Consider the following 23,399-nt stretch of genomic DNA (forward strand, 5'->3'; position numbering starts at 1 on the left):
GGGAAACCGTATGAGCCAGAACATATACCAATTTATCGATGTCGCACGCGTTGATCCGGCGAAAAAGCCGCTCAACATCCGTAAAATCGAATTCGTGGAAATCTACGAGCCCTTTACCCAGCAGCAGGCTGGCGCACAAGCCGATCGCTGCCTAGGTTGTGGTAACCCTTATTGCGAATGGAAATGCCCGGTCCATAACTACATTCCGCAGTGGCTCAAGCTGGCCAATGAAGGCCGGATCATCGAGGCTGCCGAACTGTCGCACCAAACCAACACCCTGCCAGAGGTCTGCGGCCGGGTGTGCCCCCAGGACAGGCTTTGCGAGGGATCCTGTACCCTCAACGAAGATTTCGGGGCCGTCACCATCGGTAATGTTGAAAAATACATTACCGACAAGGCCTTTAAAATGGGCTGGAAGCCAGACATGTCCGATGTCGAGTGGACGGATAAAAAAGTCGCCATCATAGGTGCTGGCCCTGCTGGTCTGTCATGTGCCGATATTTTGGTGCGTAACGGGGTCAAGCCCGTGGTGTTTGACCGTTACCCGGAAATTGGCGGCCTGCTGACCTTCGGCATTCCTTCTTTCAAGCTGGAAAAAGAGGTAATGGTCAACCGCCGTAAGATCTTTACTGAAATGGGCGTAGAATTCCGCCTCAATACCGAGGTCGGCAAAGACATCCAGATGGAGCAGCTACTCAGTGGGTTTGATGCCGTATTCCTCGGTGTCGGTACCTACAAAAACATGCGGGCGGGACTGGAAAACGAAGATGCCCAAGGCGTTTATGACGCGCTGCCATTCTTAGTATCCAATGCCTACCGGGTGATGGGGATCGACAGCGATGCTGACTTTCAGGATATGAAAGGGAAACGTGTTGTGGTGCTCGGAGGGGGAGATACTGCGATGGACTGTGTTCGTACCTCTATCCGCCACAGCGCCAAAGAAGTGATCTGTGCCTATCGCCGCGATGCCGCTAATATGCCTGGTTCCAAACGTGAATTTAAAAATGCCCGCGAAGAAGGGGTTAATTTCATGTTCAACTTGCAGCCTCTGAGTATCAACATTAATGATCAGGGCCAGGTGACGGGCATTAACGTTGTCAAAACAGAATTAGGGGCACCCGATGAAGCAGGGCGTCGCCACCCAGAGCTTGTCGAAGACAGTGAACATGTACTGGATGCCGATGCCGTGATCATGGCCTTTGGTTTCCAACCCCATGCCATGCCTTGGTTGGAAAACTATAATGTCGAACTGGATCAGCGGGGCCGAATTAAAGCGCCGTCAGAAGGGGCTTTCCAGTTCCAAACCAGCAATGCCAAAATCTTTGCTGGCGGTGACGCGGTACGAGGCTCTGATCTGGTAGTAACAGCCATTGATGAAGGCCGTAAGGCAGCAGAAGGGATCCTCGATTACCTCGACGTGTAACCCTGCATTCAACGGACAATACAAAAGCGGAAGTGGCTTTCACAGCCATTCCCGCTATTTATACCCAAACCACTTCAATATGCAGAATTCAGCGAGAATTCAGAGACTTTTAGGCAAGGCGGCCATATGAATGAATAGTTACTTTATTTCGAATAGGGCCAACACAGAATAAAAGCCTCTGAAACTCGCCCTCGGGAGCCCCTCTGGCAACTCACTTCATCGCAAAATGTACTGGAAAGGGAACACCATTCCTCAGTACATTTCACTTGAATTGAATTTCCAGAGGCCGCTCTGAATCTCGCATCTTGAAGTGGTTTGGGTATATTTGTTCATGTTACAATTCTCCCCACATTCACTCCCGCCCGGGAGTATCGATTTACCTACAAGAGAACACATTGATGAAAATCGGCATTATTGGTGCGATGGAACAAGAAGTTGCCATCCTTAAAGCGCAACTGGCTAACAGCGAAACTCACAACAAAGCGGGCTGTACGTTCTATACCGGTACACTAAATGGTGCTGATGTTGTCTTGCTGCAATCAGGTATCGGTAAAGTGGCAGCCGCTGTCGGTACTGCCGTCCTGCTTGAAGTGTTCCAGCCAGATGTCGTACTAAACACCGGATCTGCAGGCGGTTTCGATTCCAGCCTGAACCTGGGCGATGTGGTGATCTCTACCGAAGTGCGTTACCACGATGCCGACGTTACCGCTTTTGGCTACGAAATCGGCCAGATGGCCCAGCAGCCAGCGGCTTTCATTTCTGATGAAAAACTGATGGATACCGCTGAGCAAGCACTGGCGACGATGGGCGACATGCACGCTGTGCGCGGCCTAATTTGTACTGGCGATGCTTTCGTATGCTCTGCAGAAAAACAAACATTCATTCGTGACAACTTCCCTTCTGTTGTTGCCGTTGAAATGGAAGCAGCCGCTATCGCTCAGGCATGTCACCAGTTCGAAGTTCCATTTGTTGTGGTTCGTGCAATTTCTGACGTGGCCGACAAAGAGTCGCCAATGAGCTTCGAAGAATTCCTGCCACTGGCTGCGAAAAGCTCATCAGTCATGGTGGCGAAAATGGTTGAGCTGCTTAACCAATAATGACAGAGACTCTGGCGGTTTTGCTTGATAACAGCTCCCTGCTGGTCTTGTGGGGAGCGTTAGCCATACATTGGCTGCTCCCTATCCCTGCTCAGCTCCAGCCGTTACACATCTGGCAACAGCTGGCCGTGCTGATCGCCGATAAAGTCAACAAACCCGACGAGTCCCGTAAACAGCAACTGTTGTCAGGCAGCCTGGCCTGGTCACTGATGTGGCTGACAGTTCTGATCCTGCTCATAGCCCTCTACCAGCTGGTATGGATTGAGAGTATTTTCCAGCTTGTCCTACTGTGGCTGGCACTAGACTGGCGAAATACCGCCAAGTTCAGCAAGCGCTTTATTCGCGCCTACAGCCGGGAAGACAAAGCCTATTGTCGCCAGCTGCTGGAAGCGCCGCTGAACCGGGAGACCCGCAACCTTTCCCTGCTTGGCCTTGGCAAGGCAGGAGCAGAAACACAGCTGCTTGCTTATGGGCGCTTAGTCGCCGGTGTGTTGTTTTGGTATGCGCTAACGGGTGGTATTGGAGCCCTGATGTACCGGCTGGCTGTCAGCCTGGCCCGGGTCTGGTCCCCTAGCCGCCAGCACTACCAAACCTTTGGCTTGCCAGCTGTTCGTATCCTCGCCGTTCTTGATATTATCCCACTGCGCATTTTTGCCCTGCTGTTCTGTATCGGCCATAACGGGAAGATGGCCCTCCAGGGTATTATCCGCCAAGGTGAAAACTGGCTACTTCCTGGGCCGGGTTGGTTGCTGGCCGCGACAGGCCATAAGCTATCCCTGTCTCTCGGTGGCCCGGCTATCTATGGCAATTGTAAGATGGAACGTCCACGGTTGGGGGGAAAGATCGCACCCGCCGCTTTTCACCTGGCACAAATCAACAAAATCGCGAACAACCGCCTGCTGGTCTGGGTGGCTGTACAAAGCGTGCTTATCTTTATTTTTCAAGGAGCCTTCTAAGTGCGTCTGGCTTATCTCTGGCTATTGCTTATTTCTTCAGTGTCCTTCGCCGCCCCTGCTCAGCGCGTGATCAGCCTGTCACCACACACAACCGAACTGGCCTATGCCGCAGGGCTCGGCAAACAACTGATCGCCGCCAGTGATTACAGTGACTACCCAGAGGCGGCCAAGTCACTCGAGCGGGTGGCCAATTACCGCGGGATCAAACTGGAGCGTATTGTTGCCCTGAAACCCGATCTAATCCTGGGCTGGAAAGGCGGTAATCCACCCCGCGAAATGGCCAAACTGGAACAGCTTGGATTTACGATTTATTACTCGAACCCGCTTGAGCTGGAAGATATCCCCCAGTCAATCGAGGCATTAGGGCAATATTCCGCCCAGCCAGAACAGGCCCGGCAGGTCGCGCAGGAGTTTCGCCTCACCTTGAACACCCTGAAAGCCAAATACCACGACCAGCGCCCAGTACGTTATTTCTACCAGCTCAGCGCGTCTCCTATCATCACGGTTGCCAACAAGAGCTGGCCTAGCCAGGTCTTTGCCCTTTGTGGCGGGCAGAATATCTTTGCCGACAGCCCGGCCGCCTACCCGCAGGTCTCTGAGGAGCAGGTTGTGGTTCGCCAGCCAGAAGTTATTTTTGGTACGCCCCATGCGGGCACCGAAACCAGTGTCTGGCAGAAGTGGCAGGGTAAGCTGCCTGCAATCGATAACCATCATATCTTTACCCTGCAGGCAGACTGGCTAAACCGGCCAACACCCCGCACAATCAAAGCCGTGGAGCAGGTCTGTGACCGCCTCAATCAGGTCAGAAAAGACAGCCTGTAACAGGCTGTCAACAATCATTGTGAATAGGCTCACAAAGCCACTGCAGCAAGTTGTACCGCTTTCATTTCGTCGTACAATCTCAGCCGATGTCACTTCACTTCAGAGCTAACAGGTACAGACATGCTTATCTATATTCTCGATATGTTCGGCACCGCCGTCTTTGCCGCATCGGGTGTACTACTGGCGGGCCGTCTTCGCATGGATCCATTTGGCATTGTTGTGCTTGCCAGTGTAACGGCGATTGGTGGCGGGACGATCCGGGATATGGCCCTCGGGGCAACACCGGTTTTCTGGATCACCGATACCGCCTATCTATGGGTGATCTTTATTACCTGTCTTATCGCTATGCTGGCTATTCGCAAACCCAAGCAAATGCCGTGGTACTTCCTGCCTGTTGCCGATGCCATCGGCTTGGCAGTCTTCGTCGCCATCGGTGTCGAAAAAGCGCTCCGCTTTGGTGCCTCCCCGATGGTTGCCGTGATAATGGGTGTAATGACAGGCTGTGGAGGCGGGGTGATCCGCGATATATTAGCCCGTGAAATCCCAATGGTATTGCGGACGGAAGTCTACGCCACCGCCTGTATTCTAGGGGGGATCGTCCATACTACGGCGCTGATGATGCAGGTAGACTCCTCAGTGGCAACCCTCGGTGGTGTAGTAACGACCCTGACAATCCGCCTGGCAGCTATCCGCTGGCACCTTTCATTGCCGACCTTTGCCCCGCGACAATGACCCCAAACTAAACGAACCAGTTGGTTTCGTTTCAACTAATAGCAAGGAGCCGCCAATCTGGCGGCTTTTTTGATCGCCCCGCCCTCATGGCACAAGCGCATCTACTTCTGGGATGAAGACGGTATCGAGTGGGAGTAGCCCCAGTACCTGAGCCAAGAGCCTAGCCAGCGTAACGACTACACCCGATAACGAAACCAAGCATCAGGGAGCGGTTTGCCGCCATAAAAAAAGGCGCCCGAGGCGCCTTTTTTATCATGAATATCTTTGCAAGATCACTTCAGGGTAACACGGGCAAACTTACGCTTGCCAACCTGGTACACCGCCGTACCGGCTGCAGGTACTAGCTTGGTATCTTCGATCTTGTCGCCATCAATCTTTGCGGCGCCCTGGCGGACCATGCGCATAGCATCTGACGTCGAGTTAACCAGACCGGCATCTTTCAGCAGGTTACCAATGGCAATGCCTGCTTCGAATTCAAATTCAGGCATCTCATCAGGCATCGCACCTTTCTGGAAGCGGTTGATGAATTCTTGCTCGGCGGCTTCCGCGTCAGCTTCGGAGTGGAAACGAGCAATGATTTCTTTCGCCAGCAGGATTTTGATATCACGCGGGTTTTTGCCATTCGCCATATCTTGCTTGAACTGGTCGATTTCTTCGATCGGACGGAAAGACAGCAGCTCATAGTAATTCCACATCAAGTCGTCAGAGATCGACATGATTTTACCGAACATTTCATTGGGTACATCAGCCACACCGATGTAGTTGTGTGCTGACTTGGACATCTTCTTCACGCCGTCCAGGCCAACCAGCAACGGCATTGTCAGAACAATCTGAGGCTTCTGGCCGTTCGCTTTTTGCAGCTCACGTCCCATCAGCAGGTTGAACTTCTGGTCGGTACCGCCCAGCTCAACATCTGTTTCCATTGCGACTGAGTCATAGCCCTGTAGCAGCGGGTACATGAACTCATGAATTGCGATAGGACGACCTTCGTTATAACGCTTCTTGAAGTCATCACGTTCCAGCATACGTGCTACGGTCTGGTTTGCCGCCAGGCGGATCATGCCTTCTGCACCCAACTCAGACAACCACGACGAGTTAAACTCAATCTTGGTTTTCGCAGGATCGAGGATCTTAAATACCTGCTCTTTATAAGTTTCAGCGTTTGCCAGTACGTCTTCACGAGTCAGCGGCGGACGGGTGGTGTTCTTACCTGTCGGATCACCCACCATACCGGTAAAGTCACCAATCAAGAACGTCACTTCGTGTCCCAATTCCTGGAAAGTACGTAACTTGTTAAGAATGACGGTGTGGCCAAGGTGAATATCCGGCGCTGTTGGATCGGCACCCAGCTTAATTCGCAAAGGACGGTTTTCTTTTAACTTAGCAATCAGCTCTTCTTCAGGTATCAGCTCGTCGACACCACGCTTAATTTCAGCTAAAGCTTGTTCAATGCTGGCCATTCTTGTTCGCTCCCACAGAATTGGCAAAAAAGTTATAATCGACCATCTTACTTGAATAGCGATGTTTTTTGAAACCAGTTAGACTAAGCGTTGTCTTATTTTTCCCTTTTACGCAAAAAAAACCAATCAATGCTAGTATCGAAACTTCTCCGGCTGCCAAGGATGCACCAAATACTGATCACGCTACTCAGTGCTATTGTGGTACTGCTGATCCTGCTACCGGGCTCAGGAAACAGTAGCCACCCGGATCGCAAGTTTGAAATCGGTAAAGCATACCCGCTTGATATCGACTTCGAGGCCAATCAGCTCCGGCCGCTGGCAAAAGACGAAAAGCCAATCATCCCGGAACTGAAATGGAAAGAGCATACGGTAAAATCCGGTGAAAGCCTGGCAGTTGTGTTCGACAAGGTCGGCCTGTCTCCGGGCGCACTATACCGGCTGGTCAATGCCGACGAGGGCACCAAGAGCCTAACCCGGCTGCGTCCTGGCGATATTCTGAAGTTTGGCTTTGACGAGAACAACAAGCTAGTTCAGCTGATCCAGCCCAAAAGCGCTACCGACACCCTGGTGATCACCAGTGCCGGTGATACCTACCACTCCAGTCAAGAAACCAAACCCGTTGATACCCAGCTTAATTTTGCCCAGGCTATTATTACATCTAGTTTTTGGAATGCCGCAGACAAGGCCGGTTTGACCGCCAACCAGATTATGGAAATCGCCGGGATCTTCGGCTGGGATATCGACTTTGCCCTCGATATCCGCCAGGGCGACAGCTTCTCTGTACTGTTCGAAGAGCGTTTTGTCGAAGGGGAGCCTATCGGCCGCGGTAATATTCTGGCCGCCACCTTCACCAACATGGGGGAAACCTTCACGGCAGTACGCAGCGAAGAGGGCAAATATTTTGATCAGGAAGGCCGGGCAATGCGTAAAGCATTCCTGCGCTCGCCGATTAACTTCCGCTATGTCAGCTCCAACTTCAACCCTCGCCGCTTACATCCGGTAACCGGACGCGTCAAAGCACACCGCGGAACAGACTATGTTGCTCCCGTCGGTACTCCTATCTGGGCGGCTGGCGATGGTGTGGTGATGAAATCGGGCTATAACAAATATAACGGTAACTACGTATTCATTCGCCATAGCTCTACCTACATCACCAAGTACCTGCATATGACCAAGCGTAAGGTGAAAACCGGGCAACGGGTGAAGCAGGGGCAGACTGTCGGAACATTGGGCAGTACCGGCCGGGTCACCGGTGCCCACCTGCATTATGAGTTCCTAGTCAATGGTGTCCATAAAAATCCACGTACCGTGAAACTGCCTCAGGCACAATCCCTGAAAGGTGCCGAGAAAACCCAGTTTAAGAAACACGCCAGCAAACGCTTGAGCCAGCTGAACCAGTTCAGTCAGTTTATTGCCGATAACAGCCCATTAGTGAATAACCGAGGCTAACCGCAACTGTTTCTCCACCCACAAAAAAGCCGTCACTCAGTGACGGCTTTTTTATTATCTTTCTGCCTTGGGCGTTAAAACGCCGAAGTCAGTATTTATACGCTGAATGATGCCCCACAACCACAGGTTGTCGTAGCATTAGGGTTATTCACAAAGAAACGCGAACCTTCCAGGCCTTCGGTATAGTCGACCGTGCCGCCAATTAGGTACTGCAGGCTCATCGGATCAACCACCAGCGTCACACCGCTGTTTTCGATTGTGGTATCACCATCATTCACTTTTTCATCGAAGGTAAAACCATACTGGAAACCACTACATCCACCACCGGTGATGTAAACGCGCAGTTTCAGCTCTGGGTTTTCTTCCTCGGCGATTAGCGCTTTCACTTTATTCGCTGCAACATCAGAAAAATTCAGCGGTAAATTGGCATCGCTCATTAAAAACCTCTCAAACACATGCGGTAATTGATCCGATTATCTAATACCTGACTATCTCGTTCAAGTATTGACCACTTCAGACTGCTCTCTTTGGGCTATTTTTTCCTTTTCCATCTTACGACGCAAGAGCTGGGAGTAAATTGGCTGCCCCCCCAAAACCTGGGCCAGCATGGTTGCCCCCAGAGTAGTAATGATCAATGGCAGGATCAGGTGATAGTTATTGGTCATCTCTATCACCAGCAAGATCCCGGTGATCGGCGCCCTCACCGTCGCCGCAAACAGTGCCCCCATCCCGGCAATCGCGAACATTCCCGGCTCAATGCCGAGATCAGGAAAGGCCAACTGGGCAACCGAGCCGAAGAAGGTACCAAATAGCGTGCCGAGTGCCAGCATCGGGGCAAAGATCCCGCCAGGAGCCCCGGAGCCAAAGCATAACAAGGTGGTAGCGACCCGGGCCAGAAATAGGATCAGCAGCAGGCTGATGCTGTACTCACCATGGGTTGCACTCGGGATCAGCGTGATCCCCCCGCCGGTCAGTTCCGGCAAGTAAAGCAGCAGCAAGCCAAAGCAGCCACCTAGCAACGTACCCGTCAGTATGTAGCGCTTGCGTTCGTTGCGGTGGATGCGATCAAATACATCCTGCGCCATAGTCACCAGTCGATTGAAAATCACTCCAAAGACACCGAAAAACATCCCCAGCAACAAAAACAGCCATAGGGATTTCAATACCGGGGCATCATATTGCGGCATAGTGATCACCGCATGCTGCCCCTGGATACTGCGAAAAACAATATTGGCCACGATGGCTGAGATCAGCACACACTTAATGGAAATTAAACTGTAGCGAAACTGTGGGCGCATTTCCTCTACCACAAACATTATCCCGGCCAACGGCGCATTGAAGGCCGCCGCAAGACCACCAGCAGCGCCGGAAGCCAACAGGGCATGGCGCCCTTCTTTATCCTTGAGCCGGAAAATATCGGACACCATCCGGCCAATATTTCCGCCCATCTGTACCGATGGCCCTTCCCGGCCCAGTACCATCCCGGAGCCCAACGCCCCCAAACCACCAATAAATTTTACCGGTAGCACCCGCCACCAGCGTACCGGGCGAATATCATCCATCGCCCCTTCTATTTCAGGGATCCCAGAGCCCGCCGCTTCAGGTGCAAAGCGATGTACCAGGTAGTAACCGATAAATGCCAATAGTGCACTGATCAAAAAGGCGGCCAACCATAGCGGCAAGACACTGCTAATAACATCACGAAGCCACTCTGTTCGTTGCTCCGACACCCAATGAACCGTAATTTCAAACAAGGTAGCAATCAGGCCGGCTGCGAGGCCAACCAACGCCGAGAGAAACAACACCGATACCGGTGTTTTATCACGAGAGAGAAAACGCCGAACAAGTCCGCTAGGTTGCAGACGCTCAGGCGCAGGGGTGCCTTGGGTGTTATCAGTCATTAGTCAGCCGTATCTTTGAGTAGATTGCCCCGGAAAGGACAGACAGGAAGGACGAAACTCGTCAGCGGTAAGAGTAGCGGACTGCATCCTTTTTTTACACAGCCAATGTTGAAAACTAGCTTTCCATCAGTGCCAAAACCCCACCGGGATCTGGCCGGGCGCACATTCCTTCAATTCTCTCGCCAAGTTCCTGGAATTTTAGGTACAATGCCGACACTTTAAATCAGGTATTATTTGAAAAATAGGACATCACAATGAGCAAGTCAGCTGATTTATTTGCTAAAGCACAAGAGACGATCCCTGGCGGTGTTAACTCACCAGTTCGCGCATTTGCCGGTGTCGGCGGCAGCCCACTCTTTATCGAGCGAGCTGACGGCGCATACATCTTTGATGCTGATGGTAAAGCGTATATCGACTATGTCGGCTCTTGGGGTCCTATGATTCTGGGTCATAACCACGTAGCTATCCGTGATGCTGTGATCAACGCCGCGCAGCAAGGGCTAAGCTTCGGCGCGCCAACCGAAATGGAAGTGACCATGGCGGAGTTGGTTTCCAAGCTGGTACCGTCAATGGAAATGGTACGCATGGTAAGCTCTGGTACCGAAGCGACCATGAGTGCTATCCGCCTTGCCCGTGGTTTTACCAACCGTGACAAAATCATCAAGTTCGAAGGCTGCTACCATGGCCATGCTGACTGCCTATTGGTAAAAGCCGGCTCTGGCGCGCTGACACTGGGCCAGCCAAGCTCGCCGGGTGTACCGGCTGATTTTGCCAAGCATACCCTGACATGTACCTATAACGATCTTGATTCTGTCCGTGAAGCGTTTGCAGAACATCCGGAAGAAGTGGCGTGTATTATCGTTGAGCCTGTTGCCGGCAACATGAACTGCATTCCACCAGTTCCTGGCTTCCTGGAAGGCCTGCGTGAGATCTGTGACGAATTCGGTGCGCTATTGATCCTGGATGAAGTAATGACAGGCTTCCGCGTCTCTGAAGGCGGTGCTCAGGGCTATTACAATATCAAACCTGATCTAACCACACTGGGCAAGGTCATCGGTGGCGGTATGCCAGTCGGCGCATTCGGTGGCCGCCGCGATGTCATGCAATATATCGCACCAACTGGTCCTGTCTACCAGGCAGGAACACTATCTGGTAACCCGGTCGCCATGGCAGCCGGCCACGCCTGCCTGAGTGTCTTGACCAAAGAAGGCAACGAGAAGCGCCTGGCAAACTCCACCAAGCGTCTGGCTGAAGGCTTCAAGAGCTTAGCTGACAAGCACGGCATCGCCCTTCAGACCAACCAGGTTGGTGCGATGTTCGGTTTCTTCTTTACCGATCAGCAAAGCGTAACTTGCTTCGACGATGTCACAAAATGCGATATCGAGCGCTTTAAACGTTTCTTCAACCTGATGCTGAAAAAAGGCATTTACCTGGCTCCTTCTGCCTATGAAGCCTGCTTTACTTCCCTGGCACACGGCGATAAAGAAATCGAAGCGACCCTGGATGCTGCAGACTTTGCCTTTGCTACCCTAGCTGAAGAAGCAAAAGCATAAGCTTTAATAAGCCAATCCACTGATAGTAACGCCACTCATTGAGTGGCGTTTTTTTACTGCCAGAAAAAGACAGCAAGCACCGCTAGTGCCAGCAATATCCATGCTGCCAACGGAACTTTACGCTTTTTTTTCGTCTCGCAATCACAACACCCCATAGCAGTGAGTACCTCGATAGCTAATAAAATAATTGATTTATAATACCAAACTAAATAATTATCTGGCCTATCAGCGAGATTGAAATGGCTCAGAGACAAGGCGCTTGATTGTAGATGTATTCATATCCATCAAAATCAAGCAACGCAGTAGCTGAGCCATAGCAACTCGCCCTTAGGGAGCATTCCAGTCGCTCGATTTCAGCTCCAAATTGCTTCAATGTAGAACCACTATATCTTCACCAATTTGGTTTGATCTCAAACGATTGGCATTGCTCTGATTGGCTCAAATAATTGTTCAGTTTGGTATGAACGATTGCTACTTACGCAAGCGGATGCAATTATAAACGACGCTCGGTTCAGTGTTAACAAACAGGAAGGATAATCACAGTGCCCAAACCCTTTAAAGCCGAATCACGTCACTGGATGCTGATGGCTGCCCTGGCGCTTGCCGCCTATGCCAGCTACCGTCTGGTAGAGCCTTATCTAGGGCCGATCGTAATGGCCTTTATCATTTCCCTGCTCTATTACCCGCTGCATGCCAGGATTGAGGCTAAAATACCACGCCAGCCCAATTCGGCAGCAATGGTTTCCTGTACCTTGCTGACCTTTATCATTGTGATCCCGGTACTGATCGTATTTAGTTCCATCGTTCATCAGGGATCAACCTTTTCCAAGGAAAGCTACGCCTGGCTAACCGCCGGCGGTGCCAAGGAAGTCCTGTCACATCCCTTTACCGTCAAGGTTCTAGCGCTTATCGACGAGTACTCACCTTTCGAGCCGCTTGATGCCCAGGCAGTGGTACAGAAAGTTGCTGCCGCAGCATCCAAGTTTGGCGCCCAGCTACTCAATATCAGTGCCAAGCTGCTGGGGGATGTCACCAATTTTGTGATCAGCTTTATGCTGATGCTATTTGTCCTGTTCTTTTTGCTGCGGGACCATAAAAAAATGGTGTACGCCCTGCGCCATGTGATCCCGCTGTCTCGCAGCCAGGAAGATGCCGTACTGACAGAAGTGCAGCAGGTGGCAAAATCTGCGGTACTGGGGTCGTTCCTGACCGCTCTTGCCCAAGGGTTCGCCGGCGGATTTGCCATGTGGTTAGCCGGCTTTCCCGGGCTATTTTGGGGCTCGATGATGGCGTTTGCCTCATTTATTCCGGTATTCGGTACCGCGCTGATCTGGCTACCGGCCGCCATCTATCTGCTGCTGGTCAACCAATGGGAGTGGGCGCTGTTTCTGGTTGCCTGGGGCATTATCGTCGTTGGCTCCATCGACAATATTCTCAGGCCGCTGCTGATGCAGGGTAACTCGAGCATGAATACCCTGCTGATCTTCTTTTCTATCTTGGGCGGCTTGCACCTGTTCGGCCTGATTGGCCTGATTTACGGCCCGATTATTTTTGCCGTCACCCTGGTACTGTTCAAGCTCTACGAAGTCGAATTCAAGGACTTTTTGGATCACCAGGACCAGAACTAACCGTCACTCACCTTCTCGCAACTACAAAGCCGCCCCCAGGCGGCTTTGTTCATCTTTTCATACACAGTGATTTATGGAACAATTCGCGCCCTTACTCCATGTAATGCTAAACTGAGGCCATTATGTCTTATACTGCTGCAAGCCAGGTTGTTGCCCGCCAGCTTGAGTTTTTTGAAAATCGAAAAGTCCTAGTCGTCGGTGAACTCTCTGACTCATTTCCACTTGAGCTAACGCAGGTTGCCAAGTCAGTGGCAGTATTTACCACCAACTATAGCTATCACTGCAGCATGGACCGCCACAGCCAGATCCAGTCCTATTTTGGTGCCGAGCTAGCCGAGGACGCCGATATCGACATGATCCTGCTGTACTGGCCAAAAGCCAAGGCTGAAGCGGAATACCTGTTGGCAATGATGCTGGCGAAGTTTGGCCCGCAGACTGAAATTTGCATCGTGGGTGAAAACCGCAGCGGTGTACGCAGCGCCGAGAAACTCTTCAAGCCCTATGGCCCACTGACCAAATATGACTCGGCCCGCCGCTGCAGCTTCTACTGGGGGCGCTGTGATAACACAGCTCCCACCTTTGAGCTCAGCAGCTGGTTCCGTAGCTACCCGATCAAGGTGGCAGGCACGGAATTGACAATCCGCTCTCTGCCGGGGGTATTTAGCCATGGTGAATTCGACAAAGGATCAGAATTACTGCTAGACACCCTGCCTGCACTACGTGGGAAAGTGCTTGATTTCGGTTGTGGCGCTGGCGTGATTGGCGCGGTTATGAAAACCAACAATCCAGATATCGAGCTAGAGCTGGCTGATATCAGCGCCCTGGCCATCGAATCAGCCCGTGAGACATTTAAGGTCAATAATTTAGAAGCCAAGTTTACCGCAACAGATGTCTATGCTGCCTTAGAAGCGCCATACGACTACCTGATCAGTAACCCGCCATTCCATGCCGGCCTGAAAACCTTCTATACAGCAACAGAAGACTTTATTGCCCAGGCACCGGGCTACCTCGCCCCCGAAGGCCAGCTAATCATCGTTGCCAACAGCTTCCTGCGCTACCCTCCTTTGATTGAAGCTAGCCTAGGCAGTTGCGAGACGGTTGCCAAGACCAATAAATTCAATATTTACGCTGCAAAAAAATAACCCTTCAGGGCTGAGCAAACACTCAGCCCCATCACTCCCAGCTCCGTAAAAAACGCCAATCTCCCTCAATTAGTGCCAATTCTACCCTTTGCCCTCGTTAACATTGTCAATAATGTGTGTCGGCACACGCTTCCTGAACCACTTACTTGATCGCAAAAAAAAACTTAGTATAACTGGAAATCTTGGTGTTTTTTGCCTCTCTAGCAAGCCTCTATATTGTGGCCATCACGCTAAAAACGTCAAAAATCGCCCCATGATCAACCAGGCTGAATGGCAATCAATCGTACGTTGAATTTTACCCCTCGTTTCCAATAGGTTAATTTCAGGCACAGGAATGCAGAAGACTACCCGTTTCAAACGCCTCCAGCATACGCTTATGCTGGCTTTTCTCGTACTCAGCATTACCCCGCTGACACTATCGTCCCTTTTTTTTCTCAACTCCCATACCAATGATCTCACCTGGCAGAGTACCAACCACCTGGCCTCACTATTAGAAAATAAGCAAAAACAACTCAATAGCTACTTTTCAGCCAGAGAGTCAGAGGTACAAAGTTTTGCCCGCTCAGAGCTGGCTAATGCCAGTGGTGGGCGATTTTATGGTTTAGTGGGAGCCTACCATCAATTGGGAGATATCTCAGTACTCGCCAAAGGCGTAGATAATGGCCGCTTTTTTACCGAAACACTGATCACCAAACCCCATAACAGCACTGATAATGGCAGTTACCTGGGCCATGAGCGCTACCGCCTGATGCATAAACGCTATAACTGGGCGTATGACGAATACCTCAAGCGTTCTAACTTCAGTGACATTCTGCTCGTTGATATCAAAGGCAACGTGGTGTATTCCGCCACTAACCCCGATATGTTCAGTCTAAACCTGATTACTGACGACACCCCTTTTCCGGCCTTAAGACACACATTTTCCACTATCAAGAAAAAGACACAGCAGCATCAGAGCAAGCCGGATCAGGTACCCGTTGCCTTTACCGACTTCACCGCCGCTCCCTCGGAGGAAGAAAACGCCGCCTGGTTTGCAGCACCGATCATTCAGCAGGGCTACCTCCATAGCTATGTTTTCTTCAAGCTAGGAAACCAATCAATTAGCGAGTTTATCGCCGATAGTGGCAGTAACTCCACCCATGTACAGACCTTACTGGTGGGCAGTGATCACCTATCGCGCCTGCCTAGTGGCGAAATGCTTCCGCAGGATCTCTCGAGCCCGAGTATCGAAAGTGCGCTGGGCGGTCATAGCGGTGTGGGGAGCTTTCTTAATTTCAACCAGATCCCGGTACTGAGCGCTTTTACTCAGATTGATGTCCTGGGCAATCCATGGGCACTGGTCGTCGAGTTGCCCGAAGAGGAAGCCTTTGCCCGGATCCGCCAGCTTGAGAAAATCTTTGCGGTGGCAATGATCACTGCCATTATCCTGGTGATCATCGCGTCGCACTGGTTATCCAACTCCATAACGGCCCCCTTGCTGCGGTTAACCTGGGCGGCCGAGCGGGTTTCTGCCGGTGATATGGAGCAAAAAATCACCAGCACCGAGCGGAGTGACGAGATTGGCCGCCTTGCCGTGAGCTTTGCCAGAATGCAACGCTCGATCCGTGAAAAAATCGCCCTGATCCGTAAGCAAAACACCGAACTAGAACAAAACCTACAGGTGATACAGCAGCAAAATGATGATTTGCAAACCGCTGATAAGCTCAAGGATGACTTTCTTGCCACCACATCACATGAACTGCGTACCCCACTGCATGGCATGGTGGGCATTGCCGAGTCGTTGCTAGCCGGGGCGAGTGGCCCTGTTCAGCACACCCAGCGGCGACAGCTTGAAATGATGATTAACAGTGGCCAGCGCCTGACCAACCTGGTAGATGACCTGCTCGATTACCACAAAATGCGCTACGGGGATCTGGATATCAACAAACAAGCCGTCGACCTGGCTTGTGCCGTTCGGCTAGTACTGGAGTTATCCAGCCACCTGCTTGGCAGCAAGCCTGTTCGGATCATCAATCAAATCCCGGATGATCTGCCGCCGGTACTCGGTGATGAGCAGCGCCTTGAACAAGTTTTGTATAACCTCGTCGGCAATGCGATTAAATACACCTCGGAAGGTAAGATTATCCTCTCCGCCACCATCTTGGAGAGCCAGATCCGTATCCAGGTCGTTGATACCGGGCAAGGGATCCCGCCCGAGCAGCTCGAACATATTTTTGAGCCCCTGATCCAGGCCAATGTCAACTCCGCCCACTACCGCCAGGGATCAGGGCTGGGCCTGTCCATCAGCCGCCAGCTCATCGAGTTAATGGGAGGCAGGCTGTATGTCAGCAGCCAGCCCATGGTCGGCGCAACATTTAGCTTCACCCTTAACCTGGCATCACCAGAAGATATTGCTGACAGCCAGCTGGCCAGCCGAAGCAACCACTTCCAGGTCCCTTCTTCAGATACAACATTTTGCGAAACAGAAAGCATACCGGAAAACCCTGATGGCGAATTGCTTCTGGTTGTCGATGATGAGCCCGTCAACCTACAGGTACTGAATAACTTCCTTCGCCTCGAGGGCTACCGGGTCATCACCGCTGACAGTGGCCCGCAAGCATTAAAACTACTGGAAACCCAACAACCTGCACTTATACTGCTCGACATCATGATGCCAGAAATGTCTGGCTACGAGGTTTGCCAGCATCTGCGCAAGCAGTATTCATTGCTTGAGCTACCGATCATTATGCTATCCGCCCTCGGGCAGGTACAAGACCGAGTCAAAGGCTTTGAATCCGGTGCCAATGACTACCTGACAAAACCGTTTAACAAAGAGGAGCTGACAGCACGGATCGGCGCCCATATCAAAGCCGGGCAAACAGAAATCCAACGCCAGAGAAACCTGGCGCTGAAACAGGAAATTGAACGCAGGGAGCAGGTCGAAGCAGGCCTGCTAGAGGCACAGACCCGCCTGCTTGGGCTACTGGAGTCCACCAGCGAAGCGATTCTCTGTGTCCAGGGCGGAGGCCGTATCCGTTATGCCAACAGTGCCGCTGGCAAACTCTTTCATCGCGCCCCGGAGCAGCTGGAACGCCATAGCATCGATGACATTCTCGCCACTCACCTACCCAAGGACATAACTAGCAGCCATCACTTCAATGGCACTCTGCTCTATCGTATCGGTGATGAACTCACTGCCCTAGATACCGACGTGATCAACCTTCCGGAAGAATCCGGCCTGCAGCGAATGTTTGTTTTTGATAATAACGGCCCAGCAACCGAGCATCGAGTTAAGGTACTAGAAAGCGCCGTTGATGTTTTGTCCGGTTTTGCTTTTGACGGCGACAAGGGGTGCTTACAACAATTGCGTGAATTGGGTGGCGAGTTTACCCGACTGGCCGACAAGCTGGATAACAGCGGCCAGAATAAAGCCGATTCTGTACGAGAGCTGCTGGTTGAAGTCATGAAAGCAACACTGAAGCTTTGGGAACAGTCAACGCAGAAAACAAAGTTTGAACTGGCAGAAGAAAGTGGTTTATGGCGGGTCTACCTCGATCGCAGTACCCTGCAAACCCGTACGCTGGACAAATACCTGCACCTTGAAACGCTGCCCAAAACCCCGCGCTGGCGAACCGTACTCAATACCATCGATTTTGTACTTGAGCGCTGCCAGCCCTCCATCCCCGAGCGCAATGATATTGAGGCGATGAAGGACAAGCTCCAGCACTTAATCGGCCAGTAAAACTGCGATTAACCAACACCCAGCCAGCCCGCTCATGCGGGCTTTTTTTTCGCCTACCACCGCCCATTGGGCGCCATCACATGGCATTAGCCAGCATCATCCTAGTCCGTTTATTTCCGGACATAAAACAGTCTTTTTTACCGCGAAATAAAGCCTCTACACACACAATAACATCGCTCAAATTTACGACGTATTGAGTAATAGAAGCCGTTATATTGCCACTTCCGGAAATAGATTTTGGTTTATGAGAAGCCAATCACAACAAATCAGACCTTGAAATTTTCCGCAGGGAATTAACCTCAACCATCGGCACGCGTTACATCACAGAATAAATCAACAACACAAAACCCACCATAAACAAAGCCCAAAACAGAAAGTAAGCACTAACAATAATAATGAAACAAAGACTGAGAAACGTGAGGGTTAGCACAAGAAATGATAGCGACTCAGCAACACTAGAACAGGAAATTAACGTTTTTTACAGCAATAGCGGGGGTTTTGACGTTTTTAACGGGCTTTCAGATTGACGATCATGTCAATCAGGGTTTTCCTTAAGGCACTTAGAGCCTACACGGCCATTCGACCAGAGTTACATTACTGACTCTATCGGAGTGGGCTCGAAAGAGGCCCTTCGGGGCGTTCATTTTCCATAAGTGAAACAACTAAGCAATAGAGTAAGGAACAGCTATGCTTGCCAATATTAAGAAAACCAAGTTAGCGCTAGCAGTGATCGCTGCAGCTTCGACAATGCTGATGGCACCGGTCGCATCTGCTGCAGATCGCACAGAGCTAACCATGGTACCAAAGTTCTACCCTACCTTTGTTCGCAACTTTAACCCATTCCTTCAAACTCAGTTGGATACCGTTCAAGATTTTATTTATGAGCCACTAGTTGTATTCAATGAGCTGAAAGGCAACGAGCCTGTTATGCGTCTGGCGAAAGACTACTACATGTCCGATGACCTGATGAAGGTAACGTTCGAGATCCGGGACGGGGTAAAATGGTCTGACGGAAAGGCATTTACTGCCGAAGACGTCAAGTTCACTTTTGAACTACTCAAAAAACACCCAGAGCTAGATCGTACCGGTATCAACGCACGCCTTAAATCTATTAAGGCATCGGGTGATAAAGTGATCTTCTCACTAACCGAAGCGAACTCAAATGTTCCATATTTGATTTCCGAAGTGTCTGTCGTTGCAAAGCACGTCTGGAGCAAAGTTAAAGACCCAACACGTTACACCAATAAAAATCCGGTTGGTACCGGTCCGTTTACCGAAATCGATACCTTTACACCACAGCTATACACCCAGTGCCGTAATCCAAATTACTGGGATAACAGCAACCTGGATGTAGATTGCCTTCGCCTGCCTCAGATCGCAGGTAACGACCAGTTCCTCGGCCAGGTCTTGAGCGGTCAGTTCGACTGGACATACTCTTTCATTCCAGATGTTGACAGCACCTATGCGGCAGCCAGCCCGGATAATAAATACTGGTACCCAGCAGGTGGCAGCCAGGCATTCGTGTTGAACTACAATTCGCCAAAAGCCGGTAACAATGAAGCGATCAACAACATTGACTTCCGTCGTGCCTTCTCTATGGCGATTGACCGTCAAACAATCATCGATATTGCTTTCTACGGCGGCGGAGTGGTCAATGACTACGCTTCTGGCCTGGGTCAGGCATTTGCGTCTTGGTCAGATAATGCGGTCTATGAAAAATACAAGCCGTTCATGACCTACAACGTTGATAAAGCAAAAGCATTGCTGAAAAAAGCAGGTTTTAAAGACACCAACGGTGATGGTTTCGTAGAGACTCCAAGCGGCAAGGAAATTGCCTTTACCGTACAGTCACCAAACGGTTGGACCGACTTTAACAACACCGTTCAGCTAGGTGTTGAAATGCTTCAGGAAATCGGCATCCAGGCGAAAGCCAGCACGCCTGATTTCTCGGTCTACAACCAGGCAATGCTAGATGCAACCTATGATGTTGCCTATACCAACTACTTCCACGGCGCAGACCCATATACCTATTGGGATAGTGCTTACCACTCCCGCTTCCAGGCCAATGAAGGCATGCCACGCTTTGCGCTTCACTACTGGAAAAACGAGAAGCTAGATAACCTACTGGCAGGCTTCTACAAGACCGCGGATCGCGAAGAGCAGCTTAAGATGGCACACGCAATCCAGAAGATCATCGCAGAAAATCAGGTTACGATCCCTGTGATGTCTGGTGCGTATACGTCTCAGTACAACACTGCGCGCTTTACTGGCTGGTGGAACGAGAAGAATCCGAAGGGCCGTCCAATGCCTATCACCAATACTCAAGAGCGTCTGCTACAAGTACTTGACCTAAAACCTAAAGCATAATTAATGCGTTACTTGCGGTGCGCCCGTTGCGCATCGCCTCTTCTTCCTCCCCCTTTTTTGTCAATGATGGCCACAGGTCAGGGGAAGGTGTGTCTTAAATCTGGTCAACAATATGAACTGGATGATTAAGGTGTGAGTTATGGGATTTTTTCTACGACGTCTGAGTTTTTATTTTATTGCACTGCTGTTTGCAATAACAATCAACTTCATAATACCCCGGGCAATGCCAGGTGATCCCGTCACCATGATGTTCGCCAATGCTGCAATGCAGGTCACCCCTGAACGCATCGCAGCCATGAAGGAACTGCTGGGCTTTGTTGATGGCCCTATTTATCAACAATATTTTATCTACCTAAAAGGGATCCTGGCCTGGGATCTGGGAATTTCGATCCAAACCTTCCCCCAGACGGTAAATGAAATCATGGGCAATGCAGTCGGCTGGTCACTATTCCTTGCCGGTACAGCTGTTGTTCTGGCGTTCTGCATCGGCTCTCTGCTTGGTATCTTTGCCGCCTGGAAACGTGGCAGCCGATATGATGCCTTCATCTCGCCGGGCATGATGGTGGTGCAGGCCGTACCGCCAGTCGTGGTCGCGATGTTAGTCCTCTATACTTTCGCAATTGGTGCCAAGTGGTTCCCTTCAACCTATGCCTATACCGCAGGAACGACACCGGACTGGAGCAGCTGGGCATTCTACAAAGACATTGCCTATCACGCCGTGCTGCCACTGTTCTGTGCCACCATCATCCAGATAGGCGGCTTCCTGATCAACATGCGCAACAACATGATCAACCTGCTCAATGAAGACTATATCACGATGGCAAAAGGCAAGGGCCTGAGCGAAAACCGCGTCGTCTTCAAATATGCCGCCCGTAACGCCATGCTACCGAGTGTCACCGCACTATCGATGGCTATTGGTATGGCTATCGGTGGCCAGCTTATCATCGAAATGATCTTCAACTACCCGGGCCTAGGTACTGTACTTCTCAATGCCATCAATGCGCGTGACTACCAGGTTCTTCAGGGCCAGCTCCTGATTATGACTATCTTCATGCTGTTTTTTAACTTTTTGGCCGACATCCTTATCGTGGCACTGGATCCTCGCCTACGTAAGGGAGGGAAATAAGAATGAAAGGATTATTCAAACTACTACGCAATAACGGCAAGGCCCTGGCAGGACTAACGATTATCACCTCGTTCATCTTAGCAGCAATACTGGCACCTTTGCTGACCGAGTTTGCACCAAATAAAAGAACGGGCAATCCGCATGAATACCCGGCAATGATTGTTAAAGCTGCGCAGAACAATCCGGACGGCTGGATAGCGGAAAACCTGGCTGACAGCCGACGGACGCTGCTTATGTCCAAAAAAGCCGAGCATACCCTGGGCACAACCCGGATGGGACGGGACGTTTGGTCCCAGGTTGTCTATGGTGCCCGTACCTCTCTGGCTGTCGGTTTCGGTGCAGGCTTTATGGTGTGCTTCCTGGCAACAGTGATTGGGGTGTCTGCCGGTTACTTCGGCGGGCGTGTCGATGACATTTTATCAGCCGCTATGAACATCATGCTGGTGATCCCCCAGCTGCCACTGCTGTTTGTTATTGCGTTATTTATAGGTCAGACCGGCCCGCTAACTATTGCCATTGTCATTGGTATGACCTCCTGGGCCTGGGGGGCACGTGTTGTCAGGGCGCAGACCTTGTCGCTCAGGGAGAAGGAGTTTGTCAAAGCCGCCGAGGTGCTGGGCGAATCCTCATGGCGCATCATTATGGTCGAAATCCTGCCAAACCTGATCTCAATTGTGGGGGCCAGCTTCATCGGCTCGGTAATGCTTGCCATTGTGACAGAAGCCACCCTGTCCTTCCTGGGGCTAGGTGACCCCAATATCGTTAGCTGGGGGATCATGCTTTATAACGTCCAGACGTCATCGTCCATGCTGGTCGGCGCCTGGTGGGAACTGCTTACTCCTTGTCTCGCCCTGACATTCATCGCTATCGGCCTTTCACTGCTTAACTTTGCTGTCGACGAAATCGCTAACCCGCAGCTGCGCTCCCACAAAGGCATGCGCCGCTGGAAAAAGCTAGCCCAGCAAAACCAAAAACAAACCAAAGCGGTTGTGACACCACAGCCAGCCCTTGAAGGGGGAGAGAAATAATGACCCAGCCACAAATCTCCATTCGCAATCTGTGCGTCGACTATATTACCGATGCCGGTGATGTCCGGGCCGTTAACAACGTCAGCTTTGATATTGGCAAGGGCGAAATTTTCGGCCTGGCCGGTGAGTCGGGCTGCGGCAAGTCTACCGTTGCCTTCTCGCTCATGCGCCTGCACAAGCCGCCTGCATTTATTACCGGTGGTGAGGTTATCTTCGACGGTCACGGCGATATTCTCAAATTCAGCGAGTCACAGATGACAGCCTTTCGCTGGAGCGAGGTTTCCATGGTATTCCAGAGCGCCATGAACGCTCTGAACCCGGTACTGACCTTGGAAGAGCAATTTTGCGATGTCATTATGCGCCATACCAACCTGTCATACCAACAAGCCGTCAAACGCGCAAAAGGGTTGCTGGAAATCGTCGACATTCACCCAAGCCGCTTGCGTGATTACCCGCACCAATTTTCCGGCGGCATGCGCCAGCGCCTGGTTATCGCGATAGCCCTGGCCCTGAACCCGAAAATGATCATCATGGACGAGCCAACAACGGCACTGGACGTGGTGGTGCAGCGCGAAATTCTGCAGAAAATCTATGCCCTGAAGGAAGAGTTTGGCTTCTCGATCCTCTTCATCACTCATGACCTGTCGCTGATGGTCGAGTTCTCCGACCGCATCGGCATCATGTACTCCGGAGAGCTGGTCGAGGTCGCCCCATCAAAACAGATCCTCGAAACCCCGTACCACCCATACACCGATGGGCTCGGGAGCTCTTTTCCACCGTTAACGGGGCCAAAAACCCGGCTCACCGGTATTCCAGGCAATCCGTTGAATTTACTTGAAGTTCCACAGGGCTGTCGTTTCCAGGCCCGCTGCAGCAAAGCCCACGAGGCCTGCTTCAGCCAAGCAACCCAGCTACAACAGCTAGAACCCGGTCGTTTTTCCAACTGCCACCTTTTCACCCAAAGCAGTTAATAAATAAAAGAATATCGAGGAGG

17 protein-coding genes are annotated in these 23,399 nt (G+C 51.2%); 14 read left to right on the forward strand and 3 right to left on the reverse strand.

Features of this window, described 5'->3' with window-relative positions; all coding sequences use genetic code 11:
- Nucleotides 1–10 precede the first annotated feature (10 nt).
- The 5 genes from AC51G0_RS16040 to AC51G0_RS16060 all read left to right on the forward strand — a co-directional run bounded on the left by AC51G0_RS16040 (nucleotide 11) and on the right by AC51G0_RS16060 (nucleotide 5,030).
- Nucleotides 11–1,423, forward strand: coding sequence for an FAD-dependent oxidoreductase (locus AC51G0_RS16040; RefSeq protein WP_496299719.1), 1,413 nt, complete (start codon nucleotides 11–13; stop codon nucleotides 1,421–1,423).
- 398 nt (nucleotides 1,424–1,821) lie between these two features.
- Nucleotides 1,822–2,520: a 5'-methylthioadenosine/S-adenosylhomocysteine nucleosidase gene (gene mtnN / locus AC51G0_RS16045; RefSeq protein ID WP_496299720.1), complete on the forward strand. Its 699-nt coding sequence runs from the start codon at nucleotides 1,822–1,824 to the stop codon at nucleotides 2,518–2,520.
- A complete protein-coding gene (locus AC51G0_RS16050; RefSeq protein ID WP_496299721.1) occupies nucleotides 2,520–3,476 on the forward strand; it encodes a cobalamin biosynthesis family protein in 957 nt (318 codons plus the stop codon). The genes mtnN and AC51G0_RS16050 overlap by 1 nt, the downstream gene beginning before the upstream one ends.
- Nucleotides 3,477–4,298 (forward strand): vitamin B12 ABC transporter substrate-binding protein BtuF, encoded by an 822-nt coding sequence (btuF, locus tag AC51G0_RS16055; protein ID WP_496299722.1) that lies wholly within the window; start codon nucleotides 3,477–3,479, stop codon nucleotides 4,296–4,298.
- Between the two features lie 120 nt (nucleotides 4,299–4,418).
- Nucleotides 4,419–5,030 (forward strand): trimeric intracellular cation channel family protein, encoded by a 612-nt coding sequence (locus AC51G0_RS16060; RefSeq protein WP_496299723.1) that lies wholly within the window; start codon nucleotides 4,419–4,421, stop codon nucleotides 5,028–5,030.
- Between the two features lie 272 nt (nucleotides 5,031–5,302).
- Here AC51G0_RS16060 and tyrS read toward each other — a convergent pair whose 3' ends face one another.
- Nucleotides 5,303–6,490 (reverse strand): tyrosine--tRNA ligase, encoded by a 1,188-nt coding sequence (tyrS, locus tag AC51G0_RS16065; protein WP_496299724.1) that lies wholly within the window; start codon nucleotides 6,488–6,490, stop codon nucleotides 5,303–5,305.
- A gap of 129 nt (nucleotides 6,491–6,619) precedes the next feature.
- Here tyrS and shyC point away from each other — a divergent pair, with 129 nt between their 5' ends.
- The gene (gene shyC, locus AC51G0_RS16070) at nucleotides 6,620–7,939 is read left to right on the forward strand and encodes a peptidoglycan DD-endopeptidase ShyC (RefSeq protein WP_496299725.1); all 1,320 of its coding nucleotides are present in this window, start codon (nucleotides 6,620–6,622) and stop codon (nucleotides 7,937–7,939) included.
- Nucleotides 7,940–8,034: 95 nt separating this feature from the next.
- Here shyC and erpA read toward each other — a convergent pair whose 3' ends face one another.
- Both erpA and clcA read right to left on the reverse strand, forming a co-directional pair.
- Nucleotides 8,035–8,376: an iron-sulfur cluster insertion protein ErpA gene (gene erpA / locus AC51G0_RS16075; RefSeq protein ID WP_128785343.1), complete on the reverse strand. Its 342-nt coding sequence runs from the start codon at nucleotides 8,374–8,376 to the stop codon at nucleotides 8,035–8,037.
- 60 nt (nucleotides 8,377–8,436) lie between these two features.
- Complete coding sequence (gene clcA, locus AC51G0_RS16080; protein ID WP_496299726.1) at nucleotides 8,437–9,840, reverse strand: H(+)/Cl(-) exchange transporter ClcA; 1,404 nt, start codon at nucleotides 9,838–9,840, stop codon at nucleotides 8,437–8,439.
- A gap of 254 nt (nucleotides 9,841–10,094) precedes the next feature.
- Between clcA and hemL the strand changes: the two genes are divergently transcribed.
- The 8 genes from hemL (at nucleotide 10,095) to AC51G0_RS16120 (ending at nucleotide 23,376) form a co-directional block, all read left to right on the forward strand.
- Complete coding sequence (hemL, locus tag AC51G0_RS16085; protein ID WP_496299727.1) at nucleotides 10,095–11,393, forward strand: glutamate-1-semialdehyde 2,1-aminomutase; 1,299 nt, start codon at nucleotides 10,095–10,097, stop codon at nucleotides 11,391–11,393.
- A 542-nt stretch (nucleotides 11,394–11,935) separates the two neighbouring features.
- Nucleotides 11,936–13,021: an AI-2E family transporter gene (locus AC51G0_RS16090; protein ID WP_496299728.1), complete on the forward strand. Its 1,086-nt coding sequence runs from the start codon at nucleotides 11,936–11,938 to the stop codon at nucleotides 13,019–13,021.
- Between the two features lie 122 nt (nucleotides 13,022–13,143).
- Nucleotides 13,144–14,163, forward strand: coding sequence for a 16S rRNA (guanine(1207)-N(2))-methyltransferase RsmC (gene rsmC, locus AC51G0_RS16095; protein WP_496299729.1), 1,020 nt, complete (start codon nucleotides 13,144–13,146; stop codon nucleotides 14,161–14,163).
- A gap of 334 nt (nucleotides 14,164–14,497) precedes the next feature.
- Nucleotides 14,498–17,884 (forward strand): hybrid sensor histidine kinase/response regulator, encoded by a 3,387-nt coding sequence (locus AC51G0_RS16100; RefSeq protein ID WP_496299730.1) that lies wholly within the window; start codon nucleotides 14,498–14,500, stop codon nucleotides 17,882–17,884.
- Nucleotides 17,885–18,571: 687 nt separating this feature from the next.
- A complete protein-coding gene (locus AC51G0_RS16105) occupies nucleotides 18,572–20,251 on the forward strand; it encodes an ABC transporter substrate-binding protein (protein ID WP_496299731.1) in 1,680 nt (559 codons plus the stop codon).
- A 139-nt stretch (nucleotides 20,252–20,390) separates the two neighbouring features.
- Nucleotides 20,391–21,377 carry an ABC transporter permease gene (locus AC51G0_RS16110; protein ID WP_496299733.1) on the forward strand — a complete coding sequence of 329 codons (987 nt, stop codon included), beginning with the start codon at nucleotides 20,391–20,393 and terminating at the stop codon, nucleotides 21,375–21,377.
- A gap of 2 nt (nucleotides 21,378–21,379) precedes the next feature.
- Nucleotides 21,380–22,405 (forward strand): ABC transporter permease, encoded by a 1,026-nt coding sequence (locus AC51G0_RS16115; protein ID WP_496299735.1) that lies wholly within the window; start codon nucleotides 21,380–21,382, stop codon nucleotides 22,403–22,405.
- The gene (locus AC51G0_RS16120) at nucleotides 22,405–23,376 is read left to right on the forward strand and encodes an ABC transporter ATP-binding protein (RefSeq protein ID WP_496299736.1); all 972 of its coding nucleotides are present in this window, start codon (nucleotides 22,405–22,407) and stop codon (nucleotides 23,374–23,376) included. Before AC51G0_RS16115 ends, AC51G0_RS16120 begins: the two co-directional genes overlap by 1 nt.
- Nucleotides 23,377–23,399: the final 23 nt, after the last annotated feature.

Source organism: Photobacterium sp. HL06 (assembly GCF_059552575.1).